At 64.5% G+C, this 15231-nt stretch carries 17 protein-coding genes; 2 read left to right on the plus strand and 15 right to left on the minus strand.

All coding sequences use genetic code 11. The features are described from left to right. Positions 1 to 495: 495 nt before the first annotated feature. From I1A62_RS26830 to styA, 15 genes are all read right to left on the minus strand, one after another. Positions 496 to 1638, minus strand: coding sequence for an RNA-guided endonuclease TnpB family protein (locus I1A62_RS26830; RefSeq protein WP_219455317.1), 1143 nt, complete (start codon positions 1636 to 1638; stop codon positions 496 to 498). Positions 1639 to 1877: 239 nt separating this feature from the next. Further along, the gene (locus I1A62_RS26835; RefSeq protein ID WP_065493725.1) at positions 1878 to 2120 is read right to left on the minus strand and encodes a hypothetical protein; all 243 of its coding nucleotides are present in this window, start codon (positions 2118 to 2120) and stop codon (positions 1878 to 1880) included. A gap of 113 nt (positions 2121 to 2233) precedes the next feature. After that, positions 2234 to 2758, minus strand: a complete 525-nt coding sequence (locus tag I1A62_RS26840) for a hypothetical protein (protein WP_219455319.1) — start codon at positions 2756 to 2758, stop codon at positions 2234 to 2236. 51 nt (positions 2759 to 2809) lie between these two features. Continuing rightward, positions 2810 to 3457 (minus strand): hypothetical protein, encoded by a 648-nt coding sequence (locus tag I1A62_RS26845; RefSeq protein WP_219455321.1) that lies wholly within the window; start codon positions 3455 to 3457, stop codon positions 2810 to 2812. After that, positions 3458 to 4162: a hypothetical protein gene (locus I1A62_RS26850; RefSeq protein ID WP_219455323.1), complete on the minus strand. Its 705-nt coding sequence runs from the start codon at positions 4160 to 4162 to the stop codon at positions 3458 to 3460. Between the two features lie 52 nt (positions 4163 to 4214). Next, positions 4215 to 4748 (minus strand): hypothetical protein, encoded by a 534-nt coding sequence (locus tag I1A62_RS26855; RefSeq protein WP_219455325.1) that lies wholly within the window; start codon positions 4746 to 4748, stop codon positions 4215 to 4217. A gap of 11 nt (positions 4749 to 4759) precedes the next feature. Beyond that, a complete protein-coding gene (locus I1A62_RS26860; RefSeq protein WP_219455327.1) occupies positions 4760 to 5413 on the minus strand; it encodes a hypothetical protein in 654 nt (217 codons plus the stop codon). Continuing rightward, the gene (locus tag I1A62_RS26865; RefSeq protein WP_219455329.1) at positions 5410 to 5862 is read right to left on the minus strand and encodes a hypothetical protein; all 453 of its coding nucleotides are present in this window, start codon (positions 5860 to 5862) and stop codon (positions 5410 to 5412) included. The genes I1A62_RS26860 and I1A62_RS26865 overlap by 4 nt, the downstream gene beginning before the upstream one ends. Before the next feature lie 122 nt (positions 5863 to 5984). Then, positions 5985 to 6398, minus strand: coding sequence for a hypothetical protein (locus I1A62_RS26870; RefSeq protein ID WP_219455330.1), 414 nt, complete (start codon positions 6396 to 6398; stop codon positions 5985 to 5987). Positions 6399 to 6742: 344 nt separating this feature from the next. Next, positions 6743 to 7528: an ABC transporter permease gene (locus I1A62_RS26875; protein ID WP_219455332.1), complete on the minus strand. Its 786-nt coding sequence runs from the start codon at positions 7526 to 7528 to the stop codon at positions 6743 to 6745. Further along, positions 7525 to 8472 carry an ABC transporter ATP-binding protein gene (locus I1A62_RS26880; protein ID WP_219455333.1) on the minus strand — a complete coding sequence of 316 codons (948 nt, stop codon included), beginning with the start codon at positions 8470 to 8472 and terminating at the stop codon, positions 7525 to 7527. The genes I1A62_RS26875 and I1A62_RS26880 overlap by 4 nt, the downstream gene beginning before the upstream one ends. 80 nt (positions 8473 to 8552) lie before the next feature. After that, complete coding sequence (gene styD, locus I1A62_RS26885) at positions 8553 to 10043, minus strand: phenylacetaldehyde dehydrogenase StyD (protein ID WP_219455335.1); 1491 nt, start codon at positions 10041 to 10043, stop codon at positions 8553 to 8555. 76 nt (positions 10044 to 10119) lie between these two features. Further along, a complete protein-coding gene (styC, locus tag I1A62_RS26890) occupies positions 10120 to 10626 on the minus strand; it encodes a styrene-oxide isomerase StyC (protein WP_065493735.1) in 507 nt (168 codons plus the stop codon). A 66-nt stretch (positions 10627 to 10692) separates the two neighbouring features. Beyond that, a complete protein-coding gene (styB, locus tag I1A62_RS26895; RefSeq protein ID WP_219455337.1) occupies positions 10693 to 11226 on the minus strand; it encodes a styrene monooxygenase NADH-dependent flavin reductase subunit StyB in 534 nt (177 codons plus the stop codon). Further along, positions 11223 to 12503, minus strand: coding sequence for a styrene monooxygenase subunit StyA (styA, locus tag I1A62_RS26900; protein WP_219455339.1), 1281 nt, complete (start codon positions 12501 to 12503; stop codon positions 11223 to 11225). The genes styB and styA overlap by 4 nt, the downstream gene beginning before the upstream one ends. A 403-nt stretch (positions 12504 to 12906) precedes the next feature. Between styA and I1A62_RS26905 the strand changes: the two genes are divergently transcribed. Both I1A62_RS26905 and I1A62_RS26910 read left to right on the plus strand, forming a co-directional pair. Continuing rightward, positions 12907 to 13920 carry an AraC family transcriptional regulator gene (locus I1A62_RS26905; protein ID WP_219455340.1) on the plus strand — a complete coding sequence of 338 codons (1014 nt, stop codon included), beginning with the start codon at positions 12907 to 12909 and terminating at the stop codon, positions 13918 to 13920. 267 nt (positions 13921 to 14187) lie between these two features. After that, complete coding sequence (locus I1A62_RS26910; protein ID WP_219455342.1) at positions 14188 to 15222, plus strand: helix-turn-helix domain-containing protein; 1035 nt, start codon at positions 14188 to 14190, stop codon at positions 15220 to 15222. Positions 15223 to 15231: the final 9 nt, after the last annotated feature.

The raw sequence follows: 15231 nt of genomic DNA on the forward strand, positions 1-15231 counted from the left end.
GTGCATCCCGCGACCCGTTGGTCGCGGATGTAGCGTCTCGGATCTTTTCGAGGATCTTGTTCGCCGTCTGGTGATTCTCGAAGGCCTTCCATCCGATGATCGGCATCGCGACGGTGACGAGTACGCCGAAGACGTATGCGGGCAGCAGTCCGATGGTCGAGAAGATGTTCTGCTTCCCGTGCTTGTTCGGGCCGAAGCTCAGCGACCGGTTCTCGGTGAAGTTCGAGGCGAAGTAGAACAGCACGTTTGCCCAACCGTCGGCGACGACGATCCATCCGAGACTTCTCGCAGTCTTGGCGGGCAAACCGGTGTGCGGCATGACCGATGCGGCCGCGATGACCATCATGCCGATCCTCCGAGGAGTTTCGCCCACAGAACGAGCCCGCGATCAGTGTGGAGAAGATCTTGACGTCCTCTCGGCCGTGAACGACCGAGATTCCCCTCAAGACTCACGTCCCGAGGTTCCTGTTTCACCGACAGCTGCCGTCCCGCACGTTAGGTGCGGGGCGGTCTCACACCGTCTCCGCAGGCTGCCACCGCCAGTCCGACGGCCAAAATATTCCTCGCCGCATTCACATCCCGATCATGAACCGCGCCGCACCGGCACGCCCACTCCCGCACATCCAGCGGCATCGCCCCGGCGATCTCCCCGCACACCGAGCAGGTCTTCGACGACGGAAAGAACCGATCGACCGCCACCACCCGCCGCCCGTACCAGTCGGCCTTGTACTCGAGCATCGACCGGAACTCGGACCAACTCGCATCCGAGATCGCCCGAGACAACGACCGATTCTTCACCATGTTCCGCACACTCAGATCCTCGATGGCGATCACTTGATTTTCGCGCACCAATCGAGTGGAGAGTGTGTGCAGATAGTCGCGCCGCCGATCGGCGATCCGGCCATGAATCTTCGCGACCTTCAGTCGGGCCTTGGCCCGGTTCCGGGACCCCTTCTGCTTCCTGGCCAGCGTCCGCTGCGCCTTCGCCAACCGCTCACGGTCCCTGCCCTCGTGGCGCGGGTTAGTGATCTTCTCCCCCGTCGAAAGCGTATAGAGGCTGGTGATCCCGGCATCGAGCCCGACCACCCGCTCGACCGGCTCGAGCTCGGGAATCGTGTCCTCGACGAGGATCGAGATGTGGTACTGACCACGCGCATTGCGCGACACCGTCACCTGCGACGGTGTCACCCCCTCCGGCAACGGCCTCGACCACCGAATATCCAGGGGTTCGGACTGCTTGGCCAACCGGATCTGCCCGCCCCGGTAGGTGAAGCAGTTCGAGAAGTAGGTCGCCGAATCCCTCGACCGACCCTTCTTCTTGAACTGCGGGTAGCGGGACTGCCCGCGCCAGAACTTCTCGAACGCACCCTGCAACTGCCGCAGCGACTCCTGCAACGGCCCCTTCGACGGCTCCGCCAACCACTCCGTCTCCGCGTCCCGCTTCCATCCGGTGAGCATCTTCGAGGTATCCGCATAGGTCACCCTTCGCTGCTCCTGCGACCAGGCCCGCGACCGCTCGGCCAACGCCCGGTTGTAGACATACCGGGTGCACCCGAACGTCCGAGCAAGCTGTTCCGCCTGCACCGCAGACGGATAGAAGCGGTACTTGAACGCCCGCTTCACCACCCTCCCCGCCATGACCCAGACACTAGCCACACGGTCCGACAGAACCAGATCGGCTATCCCGGACCTGAAGGACCGGGTTTGCGCCGAAAGACTCACGGATCAAGATGCCGTGCCCAGCCATCTTCCTCTGCAGGGTTTCCATTACTTCCACCTCCATTTTCTTGGTTTCCGGGTGAGAGATTGCGGGCACCGATCTCGGTGTTGACGTACCAGACGACCGGGGCCGGGAAGGGCGGGTGGCTGCCCCGCGGTCAGAGTCCGAACGGGTGGGTCCTGCGGCGGCGAGCGGAACTGGTGACCTTCTCGGAGCAGTACGCCCGGAGGTACTGCTTGGCGGGGAACTCGAGTTCGCTGCGGCTGTCGACCACGGTGAGGACACGACGGTAGAACATCTCGGGAGTGAGACCGAACTCGGGAAAAATGTGCTCGTCGCCGCCCCCGTAGTTGCACCACCTCAGGGTGTGCTCGAGCAGGGCCTGGTCGTAGGGGTCCATGTCGTTCTCCGTCGTACTTCGGATGGTTGATACATGAGGTGCTCCGCACGAGGTGCGGTCTCGCTCGTGCTCCTCCGACGAGCACGAGCGAGATTCCGTCGCTACCGCCCCGGTTACTCCCCGATGACAGGAAGGATCAGCGCGATCCGCAGCTTCGAGTCGATTTCCTGCCCGAGAGCGAGGGACTGATCCAGCAGCGGACTCAGAGTCTGTACCTTGCCGTCGGCGTCGGCCAGGGTCTGCACGATCTGTTCTGCCGGAACGGCGGCAGCATTGGCCTGGTCCGTCGCAGCGGCGCCGGCGTCGATGATGCCGACCAGGGGAGCGTCGGCGGCCGACAGGGCGTCACCGAGGGAGGCCAGCTGGGTGCCGAGATCGCCCAGTGTGTGGTCGGCGCGGGTCAGGGAATCGAGGACTCCCACCACCTCCGGCAGGCCCTGGTTGATGGCGGCGTTGGCGGGGGGAAGTTCCTTCGCTCCCGCCAGTGCGTCGTTGGTGGTCTTGTCCACCGTTTGCGCTTGTACCACGCCGTCTTTGAAGATGTCGTTGGTGATGGCGAGGTCGCGTGTGACGATCAAGATGCCACACAGGAGCGCGATGGTGAAGGCTGCGGCAATTGCCCAGGAGAGCCGAAACATCGTCTGTGTTCTGCCTTTCACTCGTGTGCGGCCGGGTGGCCGCGGCGAGCGTTACGGGGTGGGAGTGGTTGCGACACCGAGTGCTGGAAGGTTGAGGGAGTTGACCGGAGGCCCGACTACCGCGAGCACGGGACCCAACTCCTGGACGTGGCGTGCTTCTTCCTCCACGTTCGCCAGTGTCGCGGCGATGGCGCTGGCCTTCGGGCCGAGCGTGCTCAGAGTGCCTCCGACCACGGTCAAACTGTCGTTGACGGCCTCGAGTTGGGTGGTCACCGACCCGACTGCGGTCGACAGTCCAGCGACAGTGGGGGCGGCCTGATTGGCCCGACCGGTCACATTCGCGACGAGCTCCGGAAGCGGACCGGCGATCGTACTGACATCACCGGTGGAGGAATTGAGAGTTTTCGCCTGCCCGGTGAGTTCACCGGCCTTGTCGGTGAGACCCTCGAGGTCGTCGGCCAACGGGCCCAGGGTCTGGATGTCTCCGGAGAGCTGGGCGTGCTTGGGAACGAGGATGCCGGTGAGGGTGTCGAACTGGCCGGCGGAGTCGATGACCTCGAGACTGAGCTGAGATGGCCGACCAAGAGGGTCGACGACGTCGTCGAGACCGGGAAGGAACCCGTTGACGGCGCACAGCAACACCGCGGGTGCCACGCCGAGACCGAGGACAACCCCGAGCCATGCCTTCTTGGTGATCATTCAGTTGCCTCCCGGTGCAGGAATGATGGCGTCTTGGGCGGGAATGAGCGCCAGCTTGTTGGTCGTGCGGGTGAGTTCACCGTTGAGTTGGTTGACCAGGTCGATGGCCGTGGTGAGTTCGTTGTTGACAGCGGAGACCGTGGTGTTGGCGTCCCCGGAGATCTCGTGCAAGGACGCCGCCGATCCCTGCAGAGTGGTGGCGACACCCTCGAGCTGCCCGGCGATCGCGGTGTCACCCTGCCCCGCAGCAAGCAATGCCCGCGCGTCCGGCAGCAGCGCCGCGAGATGGTCGACATCGGTAGCGGTGGCGGTGTTGAGATCCGCGAGTACCCCCGCGAGTTCGTCGAGCTGCTTGCGGGCGGTTGCCGGCGCAGTCAAGTCGGCGCGGTCGGCGAAGTAGCCGTTTGTCGTCCGGAAGTTGTCCACGATGGTGCGGGCACTGTCCTGAACGAGCTGGCCTTTGTGGATGGCTATGAGGACCAAGGCGAACAGGATCAGCGCCAGGACCGCGGCCAACCGGCCCATCCATTCGGTGGCCACAGTGAATCCGTTCGAGGCCGTGGCGGCGGTCACAGGTACATCCGAGCGTTGCGGTAGAACGCCCTTGCGGTACGGCAGCGCTGATGCGGGAACATCGAAACGCTGGAATCGGGCCAGGCCGCGGCGTGGATATGCCTCGTCCGGCAGGTCGGTGCCCATCTTCATGTCACGTCCAGTCGTCGATCGGTTGTCGGTTCACAGGGGAGGGGAAGGTCGATCAGCCCGGCAGCGGCAGCATCTGGTTGATTGTCTGCGCCGCAGCGACCGATCCCTGCAGGTCACTGACGAGTCCCTGCACGACCGCCAACAGCTGCTGTCCCTGATCACCGAAGGCGCGGGCGGATTCCACCAGTGGCAACACGGTGTTCTGAACCTCGCCGAGGATGCCCTGAATGTTCGTCAACTGCTCATTGGTCAGCTGCGCCCCCTCGGTGTTACTGGCCAGCATCTGCGCGGCCGGGGAGATCGCCTCGTCCAGCTTGACCAGCAACGGGCCGAGCGCCGCCGTGGAGTCGAGCGCGGTCTGCGCGGTGTGGGTGAGCTCGGTCAGCTGCTGCAGCTGATTGGTCAGCCGGTCGTTCACATCGACAATCGCCGAGGAGGCGGTGATACTCGTTTCGTTGGCCCGTTGCTGGTTGTCGAGTCGGGTGTTGAGGTTGAACACCACGAACGAGAGCAGGCCGAGCACGCCTACCGCGACGACCGACAGCACCAATCGAGCCGGACCGCCACGGCGTCCGAAGAAAATCACGGGTACATCTCCTACTTTCCGGACAAATCGTTGGCGGATTCTTCCGCGGACAGACGGGCGCTGTGGACCTTCTCGGCGGTCGAGCGGGCGTCGGCGAGGATCGCATCCAAGGTGGCCCGGTTACCGGTAACGGCCGCAGTGGCACCATCGGCCGCGGGTTGCAGCGAATTGATGTGCGCGGTCAAGGTGTCGAGGGAAGCGACCAGGTCGGTCACGTTCGCCCCAGCCTGATTCAGAGTCGCCTGGACATCGCCGCTGATCTGCCCGGTCAAGGTATTCAGTTCCGCGGTCACCGCCGTGTCGGTGCTCAGCACACTCGCCAGCGAGGCCTTCATCTTTTCGAGCGAATCGAACGCGGCGAGAGTGACCTTCTCGTGCTCGACGATCTGGTCCAGGGCCGGGTTGTAATTGCCCGCCGAGACCACCGCCTGATCGAGCCGGTACGGCGTCGCGGTCAGGTCGTAGATCCGTGGATACAGGTAGAACGCGCCGATCGGGATCAACGCGAGCACGAGCAGCCCGCGGGCGACGTTCATCTTCGCCGACGCCCGCGGCGGTTCCGGTTCGAATGACTCGGGGTCACCGACGTACGGCAATTCGAAGACGTCGGTGCGGTCGTCGAGGGCGTGGCTTGACGGGCGCCCTCGGCCCGAGAGCGCGGTCATGCGTCGACGACCGAGACCAACGCGATCGTGCGCAGCGCTGTCACGGTATGGGTCAGCAGCCCCTTGACGACGAGCTTGTGTTTCAGGATTTCCCCGAGAACGGACATGCCCCGGCCGGTGAAGAATCCGACCGGCACCAGGCCACCGGCCTTCATCGGCAGCTGGGAGACATCGAGGATCTGATCGACGGACGCCATGACCGTGACGGCCGGCTTCCCGACGATGTCGTTGTAGACGACGGCCTCGTCACTGCCGAAGATGATGGTGCAGGCCGTCTCGGTGTCGGTGCTGTAGATCGCCACCGGCCGGGAGATGCGGCGCGCGAACTTCACGCGGGACGGGAAGTTCTCGAGATTCTGCCCGAGCAGCATCCCGACGATACCGGCGACGCCGTTGGCGTCTTGGCCGTCGTACATCGTGACGGCGTAGCCCTTCTCGACGGTTGTCATGGGTCAAGGCCTTTCCAAGCATGGTGTTCGATGACGGTTCGGACCCGCGCGGGACTCGTTCCAGCAGGGACATGAGTCCCGCGCGAGGGGCTAACTGGTGTGAGCGAATTGACGGCGGTCGATTACACGTCCCAGTCGGTGGGGATCTGTCCCCAGGTACGCAGGAACGCGTTGAGGGCGCCGGCATTCTCGATCGCCGCGGACATCGGCCCCTTGGCGAACTTGATCAGACCTTTCATGAGGAGCTTTCCGCCCTCTTCCTCGCCGGCGGCCGCGGTCTGCCAGGTTTCGAAGCTGCCGTTGATGACCAGCCACAGCTCGCTCTGGTCGAAGACGCGCGGCGACCAGGAGACGACCTTGCCCTCCTTGAATTCGAGGTGGCTCGCGACGTCGTCGCGGCTGATCACGCCGAATTCCATCTTGTTGGTGAACGACGACGCGTCCTTGAACCCGGCGAGAACGTCGGGGTTGGCGTTGACAGCCTCGCGTGCGGCGTCACACCACTCCTGCGAGAAGAACTTCAGCTTGTCGGTCATGTATCTCATCTCCTTATCTGTTCGCCGGCTCGTGTATCGAACCGGTCGCGGTGTAGCAAGGGGTGGAGTCCGACGGGATTCGGCGATCTCCGAATGCATTGCGGTGCATCCACGGAAAATTTGTCCGAGGTGTCCGAAGATCGAGCGGTACCGGTGCCGTGCCGAGGTGCAGGACACACACGTTCCGCTTTGTGACTGCACTCACATCCTGTGCCATCCGACGTAGTCACGTCTTGTCATTCTGCGCTCGGATTGTGCGACGATTCCGAACACTCCTGTGGACCTCGGATCGCATCTCTCCCAGATGAACGGGTCGCGGTAAGGCTCGGTCGAACACGAGAAGGTCAGGAAAAGGAAAACGTCCGTCGCGCCAATGCTGTTGCAGCAGAGGCCCACACCGCCAGAACGATGAGGCCCGACAGCGCGAGCCTGCCGTCGTTCGCCTGGTGGAGCGCGTCGGCGAGGGCGCCGGCGGGAGTGAGCTCGACCAGGTTCTGCACCGTGGAAGAGGTGCCGGGTAGCGTCGACATCGAGCACAATCCCAGCTGCACGAACCAAAGGATGTTCGCCAGCGCCAGAACGATTTCGGCACGTAGGCTGCCTCCGAGCAGCAGCCCGAGCGCTGCGAAAGCAGCGGTGCCGACGATGATCACCGCAGCAGTGAGGAGTAGCTCCAGTGGGTTCGGTCGCCAGCCGAGGACTGCCGCGATGCTGCCGAGTAGCAACGTTTGCAGGCCGACTACGATCACGACCGCGGCGCTCTTGCCGGCAATCATTGTCCATTTGGGGATGGCGTTGGCGCCGAGCCGCTTCAGGGCACCGTAGCGGCGGTCGAAGCCGATGGCGATGGCTTGGCCGGTGAACCCGGTGGACATGATCGCCACCGCGAGAACGACAGGGAAAACAGTGTCGACACGTGGGTCCTGCAGAGTTCCGATCGGCAGGACCGTCAGCCCGATCAGGAAGGTGACCGGCAGCATCATCGTCAACAGCTGTTGTTCGCCGTTGCGGAGCAGCAGTGTTGTTTCGAGTCGGGTCAGTGCGGCGAGCATGGCCGGGGCGGTGTTTCTTCGCGGTGCAGGGGCGAAGGTGCCGGCGGTGAACATCATGCCGGGGGTGTGGGTGCTCATCGGTAGCTCAACTCCCGCCCGGTCAGGTCGAGGAAGTAGTCTTCGAGACTGCGCTGCTCGACCTGCAATTCGGTCATGAGCACGTTCATCCCAGTGCACCAGGTGGAGATGGTCGTCAACAACTGCGGGCTCACATGGCCTTCGACCAGGTAGGAGCCGGGGCTGGTTTCGTCGACCCGGTGGGTGCCCGCGAGAGTCGCCCGCAGCGTGGAAAGCTCCAGGCCCGGTAGTGCGGTGAAGCGCACCTGCTGTTCGACTCCGCGCCGGACCAATTCGCCCGGGGATCCGGCGGCGACGATTCGCCCGTGGTCGAGGATGACGACCTCGTCGGCGAGAGCTTCCGCTTCGTCCATCAGGTGGGTGGTGAGTACGACGGTGACACCGTCACGGCGCAAGCTGTCGATCAGCTCCCACACCACGTGGCGCGCTTGCGGATCGAGTCCCGCGGTCGGCTCGTCGAGAAACACGAGTTCGGGGCGGCCGACGAGCGCGCAGGCGAGCGATAGGCGTTGCTGCTGGCCGCCGGACAGACGTTTGTAGGGGGTGCGGACGGCGTCGGTCAGGCCCAGCGTGCGTAACAACCAGTCAGGATCGAGGGGAGTCGCCGCGCACTTGGCGACGGTCCGCAGAATCTCCCCGGTGCGGGCCCCGGGGTAGCCACCGCCACCTTGCAGCATGACCCCGATGCGGGGGCGGAGGGCATCGGCGTCGGTGCACGGGTTCGATCCGAGTACGGAGATCTCCCCCTCGTCCGGCGCACTGAACCCTTCGCACATCTCGATGGTGGTGGTCTTGCCCGCACCGTTGGGTCCGAGCAGGGCCAGCACCCGCCCGGTGGCCAGTTGCAAGTCCACCCCGCCCACCGCGGTGGTGTCGCCGAACCGTTTGACCACGCCTTTCAGTTGTAGACACGGCTGGTCGGTTCGGGCGTGGTAGGTGTTCATTGCTACTCCGAAGGGGCAGAGGGGATTTCGGGATTCGGCTGGTTGACCGCTGCAGGGCAGGGGTCAACCAGCCGATCGGACTAGAGGACGATCGTGACGACCTTCTCCTCGGTGTTCGCGAGGATGCCGGCGTAGCCGAGTTCCCGGCCGATGCCGGAGGTCTTCATGCCGCCCCAGGGCAGTGCCGGGTCGATGGCGGCCCAGCCGTTGACCCACACCGCACCGGCACGCACCTGGCGGGCCAGGGTGTGTGCCCGGGACACGTCCTGCGTCCAGATGCTGGCTGCGAGACCGTACTGGGTGTCGTTGGCCAGGCGGATCGCCTCTTCCGGATCGTCGAAGGCGATGACGGTGCCGACGGGACCGAAGATCTCTTCCCGCGCGATGGTCATGTCGTTGTTGGCGTCGGCGAAGATCGTCGGCCGCACGAAGTACCCGGAGTGATCGGGCCGGGAACCTCCGGCCGCGACCCGAGCACCTTCCTTCTTGCCTTGCTCGATGTAGGACAGGACGGTGTCCCGCTGCTTGGCGCTGACCAGCGCACCGAGAGTGGTGGACGGATCGAACGGATCGCCGAGAACCTGTGCGTCAGCCGCTCCACTGAGGGCTTCGACAACGTCGTTGTAGAGCGAACGGTGTACGAAGACCCGGGTGCCGGCCGCACAGACCTCGCCCTGGTTGAAGAAAAGGCCCATCGCGGTGCCCTGCACTGCAGCCTCGACATTGGCATCGTCGAGGATGATCTGCGGCGACTTGCCGCCGAGCTCGAGGGTGACGCGCTTGAACGTGGCCGACGCCCGCTGCTGGATCAGCCGGCCGACCGCAGGCGATCCGGTGAAGCTGATCTTGTCGACATCGGGGTGCTCGACGAGCGCGTTGCCGGTGACGGCACCGCTGCCGGGCACGATGCTGACCACACCCGCGGGCAGTCCTGCTTCCTCGAGCAGCTTGCCCAGGTGCAGGATTGACAGCGGTGCTTCCTCCGGCGGCTTCACCACGACGGTGTTACCGCAGGCAAGTGCCGGAGCCAGCTTCCATGCGGCGATCATCAGCGGGGTGTTCCACGGGACGATGGCCCCGATCACGCCGACCGGTTCCCGGACGGTGAACGAATGGGTGGGCTTGCCGAAGTACCCGGCGGTCGGGATGACGCTGCCGGTGACCTTGTCGGCCCAGCCGGCGAAGTGCCGGAACGTGGCGGCTGCGTTGGGGACGTCGAGCATCTTCGGCTGGCCGACGGGCTTGCCGACGTCGAGTGCCTCGAGCGTGGCGAGGATCTCGATGTCGCGCTCGATCAGATCCGCGATCTTGTTCAGGATCTGTCCGCGCACGACGCCGGGGGTCGCGCCCCACTGGCCGCCGAGCTGGGCCCGGGCCGCGCGGACAGCAGCGTCGATGTCGTCCGGGGTGCCGGCCGACACCTCGGCGAGGACCTGTTCTGTAGCGGGGTTGATGTTGGTGAAGACGCCGCCGTCGGAGGCCGGCTGCCAGTTACCGTTGAGGAACAGCTGGGTCGGAGTCCCGGCCGGCAGCGGTGTGCCGACGCCGGGCAGGGTGTCTGCAGTGGTCATCGCGAGTTCTTTCTGGGTAGGTCGAGGGGCGGTGAAGCGGGACCCGAGCTTTCGGATCCGCTCGGTGAAGGTGATCTCAGGCATTTGCCGATTCGATGGCACGATCCTCGGCGTCGGTCTGCCGCAGGGCCTTGAACCCGATGATCGCCAGTGCACCGATCGCCAGGACACCGAAGACGTAGGCCGGTGCCAGAGCGAGGACGCCGAAGATGTTGGTCTCACCGAGGCGGTTCGAGCCGAAGCTCAGGCCGCGGCTGGGGGCGAAGTTGCTGAAGAAGTAGAAGCACACGTTGCCCCAGCCATCCAGCACGATGATGTACCCGAGCTTCTTGGCGGTCTTGAGTGGGAACGCCAGCTTCGGCAGGACCAGGCCGATGGCGATCACCATCATGCCGTTGAGTGCCGGCCCGACGTGGGCCTTCGCCCAGCCTTCCGCGGTTCCGGGGATGTTGAAGTTGATGATGTACCCCGGAACGATCTCGAAGCCGCCGACGAGGTTCATCCACAGGAACAACCCGAAGATCAGCGTGCTGAGGATCATCAGCACTCCGTGTCCGTAAATCTTCCGTTCGAGCGTTTTCATGGTTTCTCCGTGTATCTCAGGTGTTTGTGGGTAAATCGCGTCAGCGGCCGCCCGGGACTACTGACGTCAGCTCTCGCCCAGAACCGGCTGGTGGTAGGTACTGGCGAAGAACATCAGCGGTGATCCGTCTTCGGATTCGCACCGGGCCACCCGCGCAAGGAACAGGGTGTGGTCGTTGACGGTGATCGTGTCGATGACCTTGCATTCGAAGCGCGCGAGGCTGCCGAACAGGGTGGGAACGTTCTCGCCGGTGACGAACTGGGGATGCCAGTCGTTGTCACGGCTGCCGGCGAAGTAGCGAGAGTGCTCCTGCTGGCTCTTGCTGAGCACGCTCACCCCGTACCAGCCGCTCTTGCTGATCAGCTCGTGCGCGTATCCGGGCTTGAGTGAAATCATCACCGTCGGCGGATCGAGGCTGATCGAGGTGAAGCTGTTGATGGTGGCACCGTGGACGTTGCCGTCGCCATCCTGCATGGTCACTACCGCGATACCGGTAGCGAACAGGGCAACGGAGCTGCGGAACTGCTTCGCGTCAGCAGCGACTTCTACGGGTGCGGGGACAACCTCGGGCGCGGGGGGAGCGTCGGCCGCGCTGGTCATGACTGCGCTCCCGTCTGTGCGAAAGGGCGCTCGGACTCCTCTGCACCGGTCTCGTTCGCCTCGATCCAGGCGACCATGTTCTCCGGGCTCGAGAAGATGTCCCACTGCTTTTCGGGGTAGTTGAAGTTGTCTGTGAACCGGTCCGCGAGCTGGCGGTCCATCATCACGCGGCCGAGGAACTCGACGAAGTGGTTCGGCAATTCCTTGAGGTTGCTGAGCATGAAGTTGGTCCAGCGAGTGGCGCCGAGGACTCGGCCGGCGCGGCGGGCGTCGACGCGCTCGCAGAACAGCTCGTCGTACACCTCGTTGCCGGCGATCTCCTCGCCGAGCACGTGTGCGGCGTACGAAGCCATGTTGCCGCCCTGGCCGAGGACCGGGTCGACGGTCGCGTGCGCGTCGCCGAGCAGAACGGCGAGCTTGCCGTTGTCCAGCTTGACGTGACCGTGGCGGACCGTGGGAGTGACACCGCCCTGGAGGATGTCGAGGTGGCTGTTCGCCACGTCGAACTCCTCCTTGTCGAGGCGCTCGGCGGTGATCGGGTAGTGCTGCTCGAGCTTCTCGATCACCAGGTCGAGGAATGCCCGCGGGTCGTCCTCGTAGCGGGTGTGGGCGAGGACCTCGAGGTCGCTGCCGATGTGGTTCTCGAACACCAGGGCGGTGGCGTCGCCACTGAAGGTGACGGTGGGGATCTCGATCATCTCGCCGGCTCCGGGGGAGATGCAGAAGGTCACGGCCCGGGTCTCGGCGGGCGCGATGCCCTTGAAGAGACCCACACACAGCTGACGCTGCGGCTCGCTGAACGGCGAGCTCTGCTCGTCGCGGGCGAACAGGGTGCCGAGCCCGCCCTTGCCGGTACCGATGACGACCAAGTCGTACTCGTCCGACAGGCCGGTGAGGTCTTCGACACCGATCGGCCGGTATTCGATCTTGCCGCCTCGTTCTTCGAAGTCGCGCATCAGCTGCGGCTGCAGGATTCGGTAGTCCACCGCGCGGCTGGGCTTGGCCAGGTCCCCGTAGGAACGAATCGGCATGCCGGGGATCCCGACGTAGTAGTAGTGACCGAAGTAGCCGTCGTTCGGCCAGTGGTCGATCCCGAGCGCGTCCTCACGGTCGATGGTCACCGAATGGTGCGCCACCGTGTTGAGCAGCCGGATGTTCGCGTACTCCTCGGGGCGACGATCCGTGAAAATCGTTGCATCGATGCCCTTCTCGTTCAGGTACAGACCGAGGTGCAGGCCGGCGGTGCCGGCTCCGACGATGGCGATTCGCTTGCTCATGGAAGGTCTCCTCCTGCTGACGCGTCGGACGCGTCGGTGTGTGTGACACGGGATTTCTGGGTGAGTCGATTGCGCTTGTTTCATGCGCTCGAGGGTGTCTGCACCCGATTACTGTGGTCAGTTGTGACCCGCATCACGAGTATGTACACGCCCGCGCCACCCCGTCATGCAATAGAGCGCACGGATAGTTGGAGAAATCCGCACACCGACTTGATCACGCACGCAGCTCTCCGTGAATGGGCCCGCGCGCGTCCGTTTTGTTCGGTCTCCACAGCTACGTGGTCGGTATCGTGCCTCGACGGTGGTCTCACCTGCCAAGATCTGGTGTGGACCCGACGGATTCGGCGTCCGGACGAGACGAGCGGGCGGGCGCGTAGCCTGGGGGATTGGAGGCGAAGGGACGATGCAGGAGTCGCCGAGCGCGGCGGGTGAGGCAGCTGGTGCGCCGGAGGAGCGTGAGGTCCGCGCGTTCGAGGCCACGGATCCCGACCATGCGCAGGCAGCCCTTGGAGGCACCTACTTTCCGCACCGGTTGAACCAGCTCAGCCGGGGTGGGCACATGGACATGTCGCTGCATCTGGTCGAACTCGGACCGCTGACGGTCGGGCGCCTGAGCTACGGCGTGGAGGTCAGCCTCGATCTCGGCGAACTCGGCAACGCCTACAACGTCGCCATCCCACTCGCCGGACGTCACGAGACGGAATCCGCCGGTCAGAGTATGATTTTCGCCCCCGGTCAAGCCTGCATCTACCTCCCGCACCGGCCCACCCGAATCTCGCACTGGAGCGCGGACGGCGTCCAGTACGGCATCAAATTCGACCGCGACTATCTCGAGGCGGAACTGCAGGGAATTCTCGGGCGGCCCACACGGGGGCCAGTGACGTTCGACCCGGTGCTCGACCTATCGAACCCGCAGGTCAGCAGCTGGCTGGCGTTGGTGAAAACCCTCGTCGCGGACCTGGACAAAGACCACAGCATGCTCTACTCGCCGCTGGTCTCGCGCCCCCTCGTCGAGGCTCTGACCAGCGGTTTGTTGCTCGCGTCGAACCATGACTACCGGGAGTTGCTCGAGACCCGGGGGCCGGGAGCCCGGCCGAGAACGGTCAAGGCGGCCCTCGACGCGATGCACGCTCATCCCGAGGAATCCTGGACCGTACGAGCCCTCGCCGACCTGGTCGGCGTCAGTGTGCGGACCTTGCAGGACGGATTCGCCCGGTACATCGGCTCTTCACCGATGACGTACTTGCGCGGAATCCGCCTCGAGCGCGCGCACGAAGACCTGATCACGGCCGATCCGCGCTACGACTCGGTCTCGGATATCGCCTATCGCTGGGGCTTTCGGCACCTCGGGCGGTTCTCGGTCGAGTACCGCAAGCGATACGGCCACCCCCCCTCCTCTACCTTGACCAAGTCTTGACAGCCCTCGAGACGGCCCGAACGACAAAGTCTTTGCGCAATATGGATAGTCTCTGCGCTCGGTGGACAAAGCCCCGTCACCGATGCGTCTATCGTTCCGTCAGAGGGCCCCACCGGATGTGATTTTCAAAAATGTTGTTCCGGAACAGGTATGGAGTCCTCGACGATGCCACGAGCGGAGCTTCCCGCCGCGTGGGTGACGAGCTACACCAGCCGCCGCGGAACCTGTCAGCGCTGCGCGGCCAGGCTGCGGAATGAGGACTGATCCGTGACTTCCATATATTCGTTCAACGACCTTCCCGCACAGGAGCAATTCGACGCCTGGCGAGAGACGGTGTCCAACGCTTTCGTGCCCTTGGACGCCAAGTCGCACACCCCGACCGCCTTCACCGGAAACTTGCTGTCCGAAGCCATCGGGTCACTGCAGGTCTCCGAGGTGACCGGGGGAGCGGTGGAGGTTCGCCGGACCCCCGAGGCGATCCGCCGGTCCGATCCCGGGTATCTGAAACTGGGCATGCAGATCCGCGGCTACTGCGTTCTGAGCCAGGATGACCGCGAAGCCGCACTGACCCCGGGAGACTTCAGCATTTACGACACCCGCCGCCCCTACCAGGTCTCGTTCGAACGGGACTTCGCACAGTTGGTGGTGATGTTCCCGCGCGAGCTGATCCACCTGCGTCCGGATGCGATGAAAGACATGACCGCCCGCCGAGTCTCCGGCCGCCGAGGCGTCGGCGGACTGGTGTCACAGTTCCTGGTCGGTATTGCCGAACAACTTCGCGGTGTCGAAGAACTCGCCGCCAATCAGCAGTTGTCGAACGGGGTCCTCAACCTGCTCGCCGCGGCACTGTCCGAACAACTCGGCTGTGAGTCGAATGTGCCCCCGGAGACACACCGGGCCGCCCTGGTGCTGCAGATCAAGTCGTTCATCGACGCGCGGCTCTACGATTCCGAGCTGAGTTCGGCGATGATCGCCCGCGCACACAATATCTCGGCTCGCTATCTGCAGAAGATTTTCGAGGGCGAAGGGACCACCGCCACCGAATGGATCCGACGCCGCCGCCTCGAACACTGCCGCCGCGACCTCGCTGAACCCCGGAACAGCAGCACACCGATCGCGACCATCGCCGCCCAGTGGGGATTGCTCGATTCCTCGTACTTCTCCAAACTGTTCAAAACCACGTACGGCATTTCCCCCCGCGAATACCGGGCACAGGCCGCCCACCCCGGTGCGGAAGGCGAACAGGCCGGCGGGCAGAACTGCGCGAGTTCGCCTGCAGACAGGCCGCTACGCGCATACTGACAGTAGGTC

Source organism: Rhodococcus sp. USK10, from assembly GCF_019378875.1.
Lineage (GTDB): Bacteria > Actinomycetota > Actinomycetes > Mycobacteriales > Mycobacteriaceae > Rhodococcus_F > Rhodococcus_F pseudokoreensis.

Excerpts from the sequence above, each read along its gene's own strand:
- I1A62_RS26865 (WP_219455329.1), bottom strand. The coding sequence starts at position 5,862 with ATGACAACCGTCGAGAAGGGCTACGCCGTCACGATGTACGACGGCCAA.
- I1A62_RS26835 (WP_065493725.1), bottom strand. The coding sequence starts at position 2,120 with ATGGACCCCTACGACCAGGCCCTGCTCGAGCACACCCTGAGGTGGTGC.
- styA (WP_219455339.1), bottom strand. The coding sequence starts at position 12,503 with ATGAGCAAGCGAATCGCCATCGTCGGAGCCGGCACCGCCGGCCTGCAC.
- I1A62_RS26905 (WP_219455340.1), top strand. The coding sequence starts at position 12,907 with ATGCAGGAGTCGCCGAGCGCGGCGGGTGAGGCAGCTGGTGCGCCGGAG.
- I1A62_RS26850 (WP_219455323.1), bottom strand. The coding sequence starts at position 4,162 with ATGAAGATGGGCACCGACCTGCCGGACGAGGCATATCCACGCCGCGGC.
- I1A62_RS26875 (WP_219455332.1), bottom strand. The coding sequence starts at position 7,528 with ATGAGCACCCACACCCCCGGCATGATGTTCACCGCCGGCACCTTCGCC.
- I1A62_RS26880 (WP_219455333.1), bottom strand. The coding sequence starts at position 8,472 with ATGAACACCTACCACGCCCGAACCGACCAGCCGTGTCTACAACTGAAA.
- I1A62_RS26870 (WP_219455330.1), bottom strand. The coding sequence starts at position 6,398 with ATGACCGACAAGCTGAAGTTCTTCTCGCAGGAGTGGTGTGACGCCGCA.
- styB (WP_219455337.1), bottom strand. The coding sequence starts at position 11,226 with ATGACCAGCGCGGCCGACGCTCCCCCCGCGCCCGAGGTTGTCCCCGCA.
- I1A62_RS26860 (WP_219455327.1), bottom strand. The coding sequence starts at position 5,413 with ATGACCGCGCTCTCGGGCCGAGGGCGCCCGTCAAGCCACGCCCTCGAC.
- I1A62_RS26830 (WP_219455317.1), bottom strand. The coding sequence starts at position 1,638 with ATGGCGGGGAGGGTGGTGAAGCGGGCGTTCAAGTACCGCTTCTATCCG.
- I1A62_RS26840 (WP_219455319.1), bottom strand. The coding sequence starts at position 2,758 with ATGTTTCGGCTCTCCTGGGCAATTGCCGCAGCCTTCACCATCGCGCTC.
- styC (WP_065493735.1), bottom strand. The coding sequence starts at position 10,626 with ATGAAAACGCTCGAACGGAAGATTTACGGACACGGAGTGCTGATGATC.
- styD (WP_219455335.1), bottom strand. The coding sequence starts at position 10,043 with ATGACCACTGCAGACACCCTGCCCGGCGTCGGCACACCGCTGCCGGCC.
- I1A62_RS26845 (WP_219455321.1), bottom strand. The coding sequence starts at position 3,457 with ATGATCACCAAGAAGGCATGGCTCGGGGTTGTCCTCGGTCTCGGCGTG.